Here is a 13480-nt window from a genome sequence, read left to right on the forward strand (position 1 = left end):
ACGCCGCACCGCCTGTCACAGCGGGGCTGTTCGTGGTTTCAGAACCAACACAGTGAACGCGAGCATCAATGGACAAGCCCTCGGCCTATTAGTACCAGTCAACTCCACCCGTTACCGGGCTTCCATATCTGGCCTATCAACCCAGTCGTCTACTGGGAGCCTTACCCTCTCAAGGAGGTGGGAATACTCATCTCGAAGCAGGCTTCCCGCTTAGATGCTTTCAGCGGTTATCCCTCCCGAACGTAGCCAACCAGCCATGCCCTTGGCAGAACAACTGGCACACCAGAGGTTCGTCCGTCCCGGTCCTCTCGTACTAGGGACAGCCCTTCTCAATATTCCTACGCGCACAGCGGATAGGGACCGAACTGTCTCACGACGTTCTAAACCCAGCTCGCGTACCGCTTTAATGGGCGAACAGCCCAACCCTTGGGACCGACTCCAGCCCCAGGATGCGACGAGCCGACATCGAGGTGCCAAACCATCCCGTCGATATGGACTCTTGGGGAAGATCAGCCTGTTATCCCCGGGGTACCTTTTATCCGTTGAGCGACGGCGCTTCCACAAGCCACCGCCGGATCACTAGTCCCGACTTTCGTCCCTGCTCGACCCGTCGGTCTCACAGTCAAGCTCCCTTGTGCACTTACACTCAACACCTGATTGCCAACCAGGCTGAGGGAACCTTTGGGCGCCTCCGTTACCCTTTAGGAGGCAACCGCCCCAGTTAAACTACCCATCAGACACTGTCCCTGATCCGGATCACGGACCCAGGTTAGACATCCAGCACGACCAGACTGGTATTTCAACGACGACTCCACAAACACTGGCGTGCCTGCTTCAAAGTCTCCCAGCTATCCTACACAAGCCGAACCGAACACCAATATCAAACTGTAGTAAAGGTCCCGGGGTCTTTCCGTCCTGCTGCGCGAAACGAGCATCTTTACTCGTAGTGCAATTTCACCGGGCCTATGGTTGAGACAGTCGAGAAGTCGTTACGCCATTCGTGCAGGTCGGAACTTACCCGACAAGGAATTTCGCTACCTTAGGATGGTTATAGTTACCACCGCCGTTTACTGGCGCTTAAGTTCTCAGCTTCGCCCCACCGAAATGGAGCTAACCGGTCCCCTTAACGTTCCAGCACCGGGCAGGCGTCAGTCCGTATACATCGCCTTACGGCTTCGCACGGACCTGTGTTTTTAGTAAACAGTCGCTTCTCGCTGGTCTCTGCGGCCACCCCCAGCTCGAGGAGCAAGTCCCCTCACCAGGAATGGCCCCCCTTCTCCCGAAGTTACGGGGGCATTTTGCCGAGTTCCTTAACCATAGTTCACCCGAACGCCTCGGTATTCTCTACCTGACCACCTGAGTCGGTTTAGGGTACGGGCCGCCATGAAACTCGCTAGAGGCTTTTCTCGACAGCATAGGATCATCCACTTCACCACAATCGGCTCGGCATCAGGTCTCACCCTGCATGAGTGGCGGATTTACCTACCACTCGGGCTACACCCTTACCCCGGGACAACCACCGCCCGGGCTGGACTACCTTCCTGCGTCACCCCATCACTCACCTACTACAAGTCTGGTTCGTCGGCTCCACCACTTTCCTTTCCCCGAAGGGTCCGGAACGGCTTCACGGACTTAGCATCGCCTGATTCAATGTTTGACGCTTCACAGCGGGTACCGGAATATCAACCGGTTATCCATCGACTACGCCTGTCGGCCTCGCCTTAGGTCCCGACTTACCCTGGGCAGATCAGCTTGACCCAGGAACCCTTAGTCAATCGGCGCAAACGTTTCTCACGTTTGTATCGCTACTCATGCCTGCATTCTCACTCGTCAACCGTCCACGACTACCTTCCAGTGCCGCTTCACCCGGCAGACGACGCTCCCCTACCCATCACAGCACCCGTTGGGGCTATACGCTGCAATGACACGACTTCGGCGGTACGCTTGAGCCCCGCTACATTGTCGGCGCGGAATCACTAGACCAGTGAGCTATTACGCACTCTTTCAAGGGTGGCTGCTTCTAAGCCAACCTCCTGGTTGTCTGTGCGACTCCACATCCTTTCCCACTTAGCGTACGCTTAGGGGCCTTAGTCGATGCTCTGGGCTGTTTCCCTCTCGACCATGGAGCTTATCCCCCACAGTCTCACTGCCGCGCTCTCACTTACCGGCATTCGGAGTTTGGCTAAGGTCAGTAACCCGGTAGGGCCCATCGCCTATCCAGTGCTCTACCTCCGGCAAGAAACACACGACGCTGCACCTAAATGCATTTCGGGGAGAACCAGCTATCACGGAGTTTGATTGGCCTTTCACCCCTAACCACAGGTCATCCCCCAGGTTTTCAACCCTGGTGGGTTCGGTCCTCCACGAAGTCTTACCTCCGCTTCAACCTGCCCATGGCTAGATCACTCCGCTTCGGGTCTTGAGCGTGCTACTAAAACGCCCTATTCGGACTCGCTTTCGCTACGGCTTCCCCACCCGGGTTAACCTCGCAACACACCGCAAACTCGCAGGCTCATTCTTCAAAAGGCACGCAGTCACGAGATGCAGCAAGCTGCATCCGACGCTCCCACGGCTTGTAGGCACACGGTTTCAGGTACTATTTCACTCCCCTCCCGGGGTACTTTTCACCATTCCCTCACGGTACTATCCGCTATCGGTCACCAGGGAATATTTAGGCTTAGCGGGTGGTCCCGCCAGATTCACACGGGATTTCTCGGGCCCCGTGCTACTTGGGTGTCTCTCAAACGAGCCGCTGACGTTTCGACTACGGGGGTCTTACCCTCTACGCCGGACCTTTCGCATGTCCTTCGCCTACATCAACGGTTTCTGACTCGTCCTGTTGCCGGCAGACAACAGAAGAGAGATCCCACAACCCCGCATGCGCAACCCCTGCCGGGTCTCACACGCATACGGTTTGGCCTCATCCAGTTTCGCTCGCCACTACTCCCGGAATCACGGTTGTTTTCTCTTCCTGAGGGTACTGAGATGTTTCACTTCCCCTCGTTCCCTCCACACTGCCTATGTGTTCAGCAGCGGGTGACAGCCCATGACGACTGCCGGGTTTCCCCATTCGGAAACCCCCGGATCAAAGCCTGGTTGACGACTCCCCGGGGACTATCGTGGCCTCCCACGTCCTTCATCGGTTCCTGGTGCCAAGGCATCCACCGTGCGCCCTTAAAAACTTGGCCACAGATGCTCGCGTTCACTGTGCAGTTCTCAAACAACGACCAGCCACCCATCACCCCGAACCAATCAGGTCCGAGTTCACTGGGGCCGGCGACTGAGGAAAAATCCATTCCCTCAGACACCCAACAGCGTGCCCGACACCCTCGCCTCTTCCCTCATCCGTTCCACGCCGAAGCAGTACTAGGAGGAGAAGCAATCCGAGAAGCGCCGAATAATCAACGTTCCACCCATGAGCAACCAGCACCGGACATTCGCCGATGTACTGGCCTCTGACCGAGCGAACCCGGTAAGAAGTGCTCCTTAGAAAGGAGGTGATCCAGCCGCACCTTCCGGTACGGCTACCTTGTTACGACTTCGTCCCAATCGCTAGTCCCACCTTCGACAGCTCCCTCCCACAAGGGGTTGGGCCACCGGCTTCGGGTGTTACCAACTTTCGTGACGTGACGGGCGGTGTGTACAAGGCCCGGGAACGTATTCACCGCAGCAATGCTGATCTGCGATTACTAGCAACTCCGACTTCATGGGGTCGAGTTGCAGACCCCAATCCGAACTGAGACCGGCTTTTTGAGATTCGCTCCACCTCACGGTATCGCAGCTCATTGTACCGGCCATTGTAGCACGTGTGCAGCCCAAGACATAAGGGGCATGATGACTTGACGTCGTCCCCACCTTCCTCCGAGTTGACCCCGGCGGTCTCCTGTGAGTCCCCATCACCCCGAAGGGCATGCTGGCAACACAGAACAAGGGTTGCGCTCGTTGCGGGACTTAACCCAACATCTCACGACACGAGCTGACGACAGCCATGCACCACCTGTACACCGACCACAAGGGGGGCACTATCTCTAATGCTTTCCGGTGTATGTCAAGCCTTGGTAAGGTTCTTCGCGTTGCGTCGAATTAAGCCACATGCTCCGCTGCTTGTGCGGGCCCCCGTCAATTCCTTTGAGTTTTAGCCTTGCGGCCGTACTCCCCAGGCGGGGAACTTAATGCGTTAGCTGCGGCACCGACGACGTGGAATGTCGCCAACACCTAGTTCCCACCGTTTACGGCGTGGACTACCAGGGTATCTAATCCTGTTCGCTCCCCACGCTTTCGCTCCTCAGCGTCAGTAATGGCCCAGAGATCCGCCTTCGCCACCGGTGTTCCTCCTGATATCTGCGCATTTCACCGCTACACCAGGAATTCCGATCTCCCCTACCACACTCTAGCTAGCCCGTATCGAATGCAGACCCGGGGTTAAGCCCCGGGCTTTCACACCCGACGTGACAAGCCGCCTACGAGCTCTTTACGCCCAATAATTCCGGACAACGCTTGCGCCCTACGTATTACCGCGGCTGCTGGCACGTAGTTAGCCGGCGCTTCTTCTGCAGGTACCGTCACTTTCGCTTCTTCCCTGCTGAAAGAGGTTTACAACCCGAAGGCCGTCATCCCTCACGCGGCGTCGCTGCATCAGGCTTTCGCCCATTGTGCAATATTCCCCACTGCTGCCTCCCGTAGGAGTCTGGGCCGTGTCTCAGTCCCAGTGTGGCCGGTCGCCCTCTCAGGCCGGCTACCCGTCGTCGCCTTGGTGAGCCATTACCTCACCAACAAGCTGATAGGCCGCGGGCTCATCCTTCACCGCCGGAGCTTTCAACTCTCACAGATGCCTGCGAAAGTGATATCCGGTATTAGACCCCGTTTCCAGGGCTTGTCCCAGAGTGAAGGGCAGATTGCCCACGTGTTACTCACCCGTTCGCCACTAATCCACCCCGAAGGGCTTCATCGTTCGACTTGCATGTGTTAAGCACGCCGCCAGCGTTCGTCCTGAGCCAGGATCAAACTCTCCGTGAATGTTTTCCCGTAATCGGGATGAACACCACGAGAGCGGTGCGAGAGGAGGAATGATCCCCTCGCACACAGCGTCCTCGCTGTGTTATTTCAAAGGAACCTCGTCCCAGCAGATGCTGGAGACGGGGTATCAACTAATCTGGCGTTGATTTTTGGCACGCTGTTGAGTTCTCAAGGAACGGTCGCTTCCTTTGTACTCACCCTCTCGGGCTTTCCTCCGGGCTTCCCTTCGGCGTTCCAAACTCTATCAGGCTTTTTCCGTCTCTCTGACCACCTTCCCGCAGACATGCGGAAGATGATCCCGAGATAGGATCTGACGAATTTGGGTTCTGCTTAATGAGGTACGCGCTTTCGCGTCGCTCCGTCTCAAGCAGGAGTACGACTGTACACGGGGCCCTGAAGCGGTTGCAAATCGACCGGGCTGGTGGTCTAGACCACTACCTGGTAGCTTCTAAACGGAACCGCCACTTCATATGACATACGCTGCTGTTCAGTGCCGTCCGCGACAGGCAGTGACGGCCTGTATGCAGCTCCACTCCTGGGAGGCTTCCCATGACCACCGTGACGTCCCCTCTCGTCGGACGTGCCATCGGACTGGCCGCCGTGCCGGATCCGGTCTTCTCCGGGGCCATGGTCGGCCCAGGTACCGCGATCGACCCCGTGCGTGAGCCCTCCGAGGCCGTTTCGCCCGTCGACGGCGTCATCGTCTCCCTGCACCCGCACGCTTTCGTCGTGGTCGACGAGAGCGGGCACGGCGTGCTCACCCACCTCGGCATCGACACCGTCCAGCTCAACGGCGAGGGCTTCGAGCTGCTCGTCAACAAGGGCGACACCGTGACGCGCGGTCAGAGCATCGTGCGCTGGAACCCCGCTTCGGTCGAGGCCGCCGGCAAGTCGCCCGTGTGTCCCGTCGTGGCGCTGGAGGCCACGACGGAGTCCCTCTCCGACCTCCGTGACAGCGGTGACGTGAAGGCCGGCGACAGCCTCTTCTCCTGGAACTGATCGCAGTGCCGTCGTAAGGCGGCGTACAGGACAACCACCGCGGCGGCGGGACCCGCCGCACTATCGGAGACGGGTGAGATGGAGACAACGCTGCGAGGCGTCGGCGTGAGCCACGGTGTGGCGATCGGCGAGGTTCGGCACATGGGGACGGCGGTGCTCGAGCCGCCGGCCAAGCAGATCCCGGCGGAGGATGCGGAGCGCGAGCAGGGGCGGGCGCGGCAGGCCGTGGACGCCGTGGCGGCCGACCTGATGGCACGCGGCAATCTGGCGGGGGGCGAGGCCCAGGCCGTGCTCGAAGCACAGGCCATGATGGCCCAGGACCCCGAGCTCATGGCGGACGTGGAGCGGCGCATCGTCGTGGGCAGCACTGCAGAACGTGCGGTGTACGACGCGTTCGCGGCCTACCGCGAGTTGCTGGCCAGTGCCGGGGAATACCTCGCCGGGCGCGTGGCCGACCTCGATGACGTGCGTAATCGCATCGTCGCCCGGCTGCTCGGGGTGCCCATGCCGGGTGTCCCGGACAGTGACGAGCCCTATGTACTGGTGGCGCGGGACCTGGCTCCGGCCGACACGGCGCTGCTGGATCCGGCTCTGGTGCTGGGTTTCGTGACCGAGGAGGGCGGGCCGACCAGCCACAGCGCGATCCTTGCGCGGGCGCTGGGGGTTCCGGCCGTCGTGGCCCTGCCGGGTGCCGGTGAGCTGGCGGAGGGCACGGTGATCGCCGTCGACGGCAGCACCGGTGACATCTTCGTGAACCCGAACGAGGCGAAGCAGGCGGAGCTGCGGGCGGCCGCCGCCGAGCGCAAGGCCGCGCTGGCGGCCTCGACCGGGCCGGGTGCGACGGCCGACGGGCACAAGGTGCCGTTGCTCGCCAATGTCGGTGGGCCGTCGGACGTGCCGGCCGCGGTGGAGGCCGGGGCCGAGGGTGTCGGTCTGTTCCGTACCGAGTTCCTGTTCCTGGACGACAGCAAGAACGCGCCGTCCGAGGCGAAGCAGGTCGAGGCCTACCGACAGGTACTGGAGGCGTTCCCCGAGGGCCGTGTGGTCGTGCGGGTCCTGGACGCGGGTGCGGACAAACCGCTGGACTTCCTGACCCCCGCGGACGAGCCGAACCCGGCCCTCGGCGTGCGTGGTCTGCGGACTCTGCTCGATCACCCCGAGATCCTGCGTACGCAGCTGGCCGCGCTGGCGACGGCCGCGGAGGGGCTGCCGGTCTACCTCGAGGTCATGGCGCCGATGGTGGCGGACCGCGCGGACGCCAAGGCCTTCGCGGACGCCTGCCGTGCTGCGGGGCTGCGGGCCAAGTTCGGTGCGATGGTGGAGATCCCGTCGGCCGCGCTGCGGGCCCGTTCCATCCTGCAGGAGGTCGAGTTCCTGTCGCTGGGGACCAACGACCTCGCGCAGTACACCTTCGCCGCGGATCGGCAGGTCGGTGCGGTGTCGCGGCTTCAGGACCCGTGGCAGCCCGCGCTACTCGATCTGGTCGCGCTGTCCGCCGAGGCGGCCATGGCCGAGGGCAAGAGCTGCGGTGTGTGCGGTGAGGCCGCGTCCGATCCGCTGTTGGCCTGTGTGCTGACGGGTCTGGGGGTCACCTCCCTGTCCATGGGTGCGGCGTCGATTCCCTATGTCCGGGCGACGCTGGCGAAGTACACGCTGGCGCAGTGCGAGCGGGCCGCCGCTGCCGCGCGCGCGTCGGACAGCGCCGAGGAGGCGCGCAGCGCGGCTCAGGCGGTGCTGTCCGGCGAGTAGCCGCCTCCGGCGAGTGTTGTTTCCGGTGTTCAGGGGCGTCCCGCCGTCGGGTGGGGCGCCCCTGCCGCGTTCAGTGCCGGTGTCCCGGTGCCATGCCGTCCTCTCCGAGATCGGGCGGCACGCAGTAGTCGACCCCTGACTCGGGTGAGATGAGGTCGCCGGTTTCGACGTCCGTGCAGTAGGCGTCGAAAACTTCTGAGGCCGTCAATGGTTCCAGACCTCCTCCGCGCAGGCGCCAGCCATGGACGCGGTCGGCCCTGTCAGGGACGCTGATGCGCATGACGAGTCCTCCCGGACTGTTGGTGGCGAGGCCCAGGGCCAGGACGCTGGTGAATTCGAGGGCTTCGGCCTCGTCGAGCTCGATGGCGCCTTCGGTGCCGTCGTCGGCGTGCAGGACGGAGACAAGTGTTTCCGGTGGTCCGGAGACGCTGCAGACGAGGTGCCGGTCGCCGGGTGGGGCGGTGTCGAGGATGCGGCTGACGAGATCGGAGGCGCGGGTGAAGGCGGCGCGGCCGATGTCCTCGCCGCAGGTGGGGCACGGTCCCATGCGGGTCAGGAGGGTGGTGGCGTACTCCCAGGTGGCCTGTCGTACGGCCTCGTCGACGAGGGTGGGCAGGAGTGTGGCGAGGGGGCGGCCGTCGTAGGGGATGGTGGGGCCGATGGCCGCCAGTTCCGCGGTGAACCGGGTGCGGCTGGCCGGGGCTTCCGGATCGAGGCCGGTGTCCGCGCAGAATGCGGCGTAGTCCTCGGGGTCGAAGAGGGCCAGGGTGGTGTGGCTGCCTTGGGCCGCGCGGCTCTTGAGGAGGGCTTCCACCTGTTGGAGATAGGTGCTGTGGTCGTCGAAGGCGAAGCTGCGGTAGCGCCGCATGGCGCGGAAGTCGTGCTCGTCGGTGAGCAGGCCGATGGTGCCGGCGATCTCGCGGCGCAGGACGCGTCGCATGGTCTGATGGTCGGTGTGCGCCATGATTCCCCCAATGCACGGTCGATCAATGCTCACTCACAGTAACCGGCGGCACTGACAACGGGCTCCGCTGAAGGGGGTCGCGGACCAGGCGATGCTGGATTGCGCAGGTCAGGGCGATGGTGACGCCGAAGAGCGTCCAGCCGAGGGGTCCGGTGGCGATGGCCGCGGCGACGGCGAGCGGGCCGATGCTGCGCTGGGTGGACTGGGCGAGACCGTGGACCCCGAGGTAGGCGCCGAGGGCGGTGCCGGGGGCGAGGGCCACGGACAGTTCCCAGGAGACGGTGGCGTGGAGCATCTCGGCCAGGGTGAAGGCGACGGCCGAGGCGGTGAGCAGGCAGACGGCCTGGAGGGTGCCGCCGGTGGCGGAGAAGGCCATGGTGATGCCGCCGAGGGCGAAGGCCGCCGACAGCGGGAGGAGAAGGTTCCGGGCGGCCGCGGTGGAGGTGCCGTAGCGGGCGAGCGGTACCTGAAGTGCCACCACCATGAGGCTGTTGAGGACGAGCAGCAGGGGTGCGAGGCCGTGGGGTACGCCCTGGCTGTGTGCGATCCACAGAGGCAGGCCGATCTTGAAGACGGCGTCGTCGAGGCTGAGGACGGTCTCGGTCGCGACGTAGGCGAGATAGGTGCGGTCGCGCCAGGGATTGGCCGGCCTGCCGTCGCGGGGTGCGCCGTCGGAGGTGGCGACGGTACGGGTGAGTGACGGGGGCTCCGCGCAGGTCAGGGTGAGGAGCGCGATGGTGACGAAGGAGAGGCCGTCACCGGCGAGGAGCCAGCGGTAGACCGTGGTGGTGCCGAGGGTGAGTGCGGCCGCCGCGGCGAGGCCGCCCAGGGCCCAGCCGGCGTTGGACGCGGTGCGGTTGACCGCCTGGTAGCGGACTCGGTCGGCTCCGGCGACGCGGGTGGCATAGAGCCTGGTCAGGACGCTGGAGGCACGGTCGCCGAGGCTTCCGACCGCGGAGATCGCGAGCAGCGGGAGGTAGTGGTCGGTGGTGAGCAGGGCGAAGGAGGCGAGGGCGCGCAGGAGTTGGAGCGCGATCAGGACGCGGGTGAGGGGAAATCGGTCGGCGGCGCGGCCGCCGAGAGGGGCGCCCGCGATGCCGATCGCGCCGGAGACCGCGGCGAGCGTGCCGACCTGGGCGATGGACAGGCCTGACACGTAGGTGAAGTAGAGGACGGAGACGGATGCCCACAGGCCGCTGCCGATGCGGTCGAGGAAGGTGATGAGGAGCATCCGGCGTCCGTCGTGGCCTCCGGGTATGCGCGGCGTCCGGTCGGCGGCGTGTGGTTTCGCGTCCACTGATCCCCCTTGCGTGGAGCTTGTGTTGAGTTATGTATCGGTACATAATTTCCAACGTGGCAACACAATATGAGATCAGTGGTACGACGGCCAAGGGAATTGCCGCCTCCGTGGAGCGCGGCGTGGCCGGGGGGGCACTGCCGCCAGGAGCCGCGCTGCCGCCCGTACGGCGGCTCGCGGACGAGCTGGGGGTGAGTCCGGGTACGGTCGCCACGGCCTACAAGGAGCTGCGCCGACGGGGCATCGTCGTCACGCGGGGGCGGGGCGGCACAGTGGTGGCGTCGGCCCCGGCGGTCGCTTCGCGACGGCCGCCCAAGGTGCCGGCAGGGGTGCGGGACCTGGCCGGCGGACATCCCGATCCGGCGCTGCTGCCCGGCCTGGTGCCGCCTTCGCGGCTCTCCCCCGGTGCCCGCGCCCATCGTTCCGCTCCCCGGCTCGCGCGGCTCGAGGAGGCCGTACGCGACTGGCTCGGGGCGGACGGCGTTCCCGTGGAGTACGTGACGTTCGCGCACGGGGCGCTGGATCTGATCGGCCGGGTGCTGTCGGTGGAGTTGCGGCCCGGGGACAGTGTGGCCATGGAGGATCCGGGCTATCACCATCTGCTGGATCTGGTCCCGGCGCTGGGGCTGCGGATGGTCCCGGTGGCGGTGGACGACGAAGGGATGCGTCCGGAGGCCCTGCGCGCGGCGCTGCGGGCCGGAGTACGGGCGGTGGTGTTCAGCCCGAGGGCGCAGAATCCGTACGGCGGCTGTTTCTCCCAGGCACGCCGGGACGCGCTGGTCGCGATGCTGCGGGACGCGTCCGATGTGCTCGTGGTGGAGAACGATCACGCCTCCGAAGTGGCGGACGCCGCGCTGCACACGGTGGCCGGCGCGGGTCTGAGCCGCTGGGTGCATGTGCGCACCGTGAGCAAGTTCCTGGGCACCGATCTGCGGTGGGCGGCAGCGGCCTGTGACCCGGTGACGCTGGCCCGGCACGACGGGCGCCTGCTGCTGACCTCGGGCTGGGTCAGTCACCTGTTGCAGGAGACCGTGCACGGGCTGATGACGGACGAGGACACGCGCGCGTTGGTGGCACGCGCGCGTGAGACGTACGCACTGCGCCGCACCACCCTGGCCGGAGAGCTGGCCGTGCGGGGCATCGCGTCGCACGCCGCGAGCGGGATGAACCTGTGGGTGCCCGTGCGGGACGAGTCGGCGGCGGTGAACGGGCTGCGCTCGTACGGGTGGTGGGTCGCGGCCGGGGCGCGCTTCCGTCTGGCCTCCGCGCCCGGGGTCCGGATCACGGCCGCGGACCTGGAACCGGCCGAGGCCGGGCGGCTGGCCTCGGACTTCGCCACCGTGCTCGGCGAGTCCGAGGCCACCTATGGAGGGTGAGGTGCCGTTGGGTCAGGCGCGCTTGCGGGCCAGTTCCTCGTAGAAGCCCAGCAGGGCGAGGTTGTCGATGGACCCGGGGTTGACGGCCTTCTCCAGGGGCGTGCCCTGGAGAAGGCGCTTGATGGGGACCTCGATGCGCTTGCCGGTGAGGGTGTGCGGGATGCCCGGGACCTCGATGATCTCGTCGGGCACATGACGTGGGGAGAGTTGCTCGCGGATGGTCCGCTTGACGCGGTCCAGGAGCGCTTCGTCGAGGACGGCGCCCGGCGCCAGATGCACGAACAGCGGCATCCAGTAGCCCCCGTCCGACTGCTCGACGCCGATGACGAGGGACTCCTTGATCTCGGGCAGCCGCTCGACGACCTCGTAGATGTCGGCCGAGCCCATGCGCACGCCCTGCCGGTTGAGGGTGGAGTCGGAGCGGCCGTGGATGATCACGGACCCGCGCGAGGTGACGGTGATCCAGTCGCCGTGGCGCCAGACGCCCGGATAGGTGTCGAAGTAGCTGTCGTGGTAGCGGCTGCCGTCGGGGTCGTTCCAGAAGCGGATCGGCATCGAGGGCATGGGGTCGGTGACGACCAGCTCGCCCACCTCGTCGAGGAGGGGCCTGCCGCTCGGGTCCCAGGACTGCAGATCGGTGCCGAGGCCCGGGGCCTGGAGTTCCCCGGTGTACACCGGCAGGGTCGGTACGGCTCCGGCGAAGCAGGAGCAGACGTCCGTGCCGCCGCTGACGGAGGCGATCCACAGGTCGTCGCGGACCTCGTCGTGCAGCCAGCGGAACCCGTCGGGAGGCAAAGGCGAGCCGGTGGTGGCGACGCACCGCACCCGGGAGAGGTCGAAGTCGCGGGAGGGGTGTACGCCCGCCTTGCGGCAGGCCATGACATAGGCGGCCGAGGTGCCGTAGAGGGTCGCTCCGGTGCGTTCGGCGATCCGCCACTGGGCGCCGGTGTCGGGGTAGCCGGGGCTGCCGTCGTACAGGACGATCGTCGTGCCCGTGAGCAGGCCGGAGACGAGGAAGTTCCACATCATCCAGCCGGTCGAGGTGTACCAGAAGAAACGATCCTCGGGGCCGAGGTCGCAGTGCAGGCCGAGCTGCTTGAGATGTTCGACGAGGATGCCGCCCTGGGACTGCACGATGGCCTTGGGCAAGCCGGTGGTCCCGGAGGAGTACAGCACCCACAGCGGGTGGTCGAAGGGGACCTGCTCGAACACGGGCTCGGTGTCGGCCGACGTCAGCGCCGACCACGGGAGGGCGTTCTCGGGCGCTTCCGTGCCGAGGAGCGGAATGTGTACGACGGCACGCAGGGTGGGCAGCTCGCGGCGCAGTTCGGCGACGATCTCGCGGCGGTCGTGCTCCTTGCCGCCGTAGCGGTAGCCGTCGACGGTGAACAGCACGACGGGCTCGACCTGCTGGAAGCGGTCGAGGACGCTGCGGGCGCCGAAGTCGGGCGCGCAGGAGGTCCACACGGCGCCCACGGCGGCGGTGGCGAGGAGGGCGACCACGGCCTCGGGGATGTTCGGGAGGTAGCCGCTGACGCGGTCGCCGGGACGTACGCCGAGGGCGCGGAGTTCGGCGGCGAGGGAGCCCACCTGGCGGCGCAGTTCGGACCAGCTGACCGGGCGCGGTTCATGGGTCTCGTCGACGTACAGGAGCGCGGGTTCGCCCGGGCGGTCGGCCGCGGCGCGCAGGGCGTGCTCGGCGTAGTTGAGGGTGGCTCCCGGGAACCACTGGGCGCCCGGCATCGAGCGGTCACCGAGCACGCGCGCGTAGGGGGTCGAGAACCGTACGTCGAACCACTCCGTGACGGCTTTCCAGAAGGTGTCCAACTGCTCGACGGACCACCGGTGCAACGCCGGGTAGCCTCCCTCGGCCGGGGCACCGTGGCGCTCGGCGGCCCATGCCTGGAACGCGGTGATGCGGGCCTGGGCGATCCGCTCGGGATCGGGCTGCCAGAGCGGCTGTGGGTTCGCGGTCGACATGGGGCGGCTCCCGGACTGTGCGCGTCGTGTGCGTCGGTCCGCGCACGGGCTGGGGTGTGCGCGTGACGCGGCTGACAGGGACGATGCCATGTGATCGAC

The 13480-nt window shown here is 65.4% G+C and carries 6 protein-coding genes and 2 rRNA genes; 3 read left to right on the top strand and 5 right to left on the bottom strand.

The window, feature by feature from the left end; genetic code table 11:
• Positions 1-68: 68 nt before the first annotated feature.
• A 23S ribosomal RNA gene (locus tag AVL59_RS33345) occupies positions 69-3188 on the bottom strand.
• A 302-nt stretch (positions 3189-3490) separates the two neighbouring features.
• Positions 3491-5016: ribosomal RNA gene (locus tag AVL59_RS33350) — 16S ribosomal RNA — on the bottom strand.
• The 16S and 23S rRNA genes sit together here, the layout of an rRNA operon.
• Before the next feature lie 549 nt (positions 5017-5565).
• On the opposite strand from AVL59_RS33350, the gene AVL59_RS33355 reads away from it, so the two are divergent.
• Both AVL59_RS33355 and ptsP read left to right on the top strand, forming a co-directional pair.
• Positions 5566-6015, top strand: a complete 450-nt coding sequence (locus tag AVL59_RS33355; RefSeq protein ID WP_067312160.1) for a PTS sugar transporter subunit IIA — start codon at positions 5566-5568, stop codon at positions 6013-6015.
• Positions 6016-6093: 78 nt separating this feature from the next.
• Positions 6094-7764 carry a phosphoenolpyruvate--protein phosphotransferase gene (gene ptsP, locus AVL59_RS33360; RefSeq protein ID WP_067312162.1) on the top strand — a complete coding sequence of 557 codons (1671 nt, stop codon included), beginning with the start codon at positions 6094-6096 and terminating at the stop codon, positions 7762-7764.
• A gap of 70 nt (positions 7765-7834) precedes the next feature.
• Here the strand turns inward: ptsP and AVL59_RS33365 are convergent, their stop codons facing one another.
• Positions 7835-8728, bottom strand: a complete 894-nt coding sequence (locus tag AVL59_RS33365; protein ID WP_067312164.1) for a hypothetical protein — start codon at positions 8726-8728, stop codon at positions 7835-7837.
• Positions 8729-8750: 22 nt separating this feature from the next.
• A complete protein-coding gene (locus AVL59_RS33370; protein WP_272481926.1) occupies positions 8751-10025 on the bottom strand; it encodes an MFS transporter in 1275 nt (424 codons plus the stop codon).
• A 56-nt stretch (positions 10026-10081) separates the two neighbouring features.
• Here AVL59_RS33370 and AVL59_RS33375 point away from each other — a divergent pair, with 56 nt between their 5' ends.
• Positions 10082-11401, top strand: coding sequence for an aminotransferase class I/II-fold pyridoxal phosphate-dependent enzyme (locus AVL59_RS33375; RefSeq protein WP_067312169.1), 1320 nt, complete (start codon positions 10082-10084; stop codon positions 11399-11401).
• Positions 11402-11413: 12 nt separating this feature from the next.
• Here AVL59_RS33375 and AVL59_RS33380 read toward each other — a convergent pair whose 3' ends face one another.
• Entirely contained in the window at positions 11414-13381 is a 1968-nt protein-coding gene (locus tag AVL59_RS33380; protein WP_067312172.1) for an acetoacetate--CoA ligase, read from the bottom strand.
• Between the last annotated feature and the right edge of the window lie 99 nt (positions 13382-13480).

The organism is Streptomyces griseochromogenes, assembly GCF_001542625.1.
In the GTDB taxonomy this organism is placed as follows: Bacteria; Actinomycetota; Actinomycetes; order Streptomycetales; family Streptomycetaceae; genus Streptomyces; species Streptomyces griseochromogenes.

Coding starts and splice junctions, on each gene's coding strand:
- AVL59_RS33365 (WP_067312164.1), bottom strand. CDS start 8,728: ATGGCGCACACCGACCATCAGACCATGCGACGCGTCCTGCGCCGCGAG.
- AVL59_RS33355 (WP_067312160.1), top strand. CDS start 5,566: ATGACCACCGTGACGTCCCCTCTCGTCGGACGTGCCATCGGACTGGCC.
- AVL59_RS33380 (WP_067312172.1), bottom strand. CDS start 13,381: ATGTCGACCGCGAACCCACAGCCGCTCTGGCAGCCCGATCCCGAGCGG.
- ptsP (WP_067312162.1), top strand. CDS start 6,094: ATGGAGACAACGCTGCGAGGCGTCGGCGTGAGCCACGGTGTGGCGATC.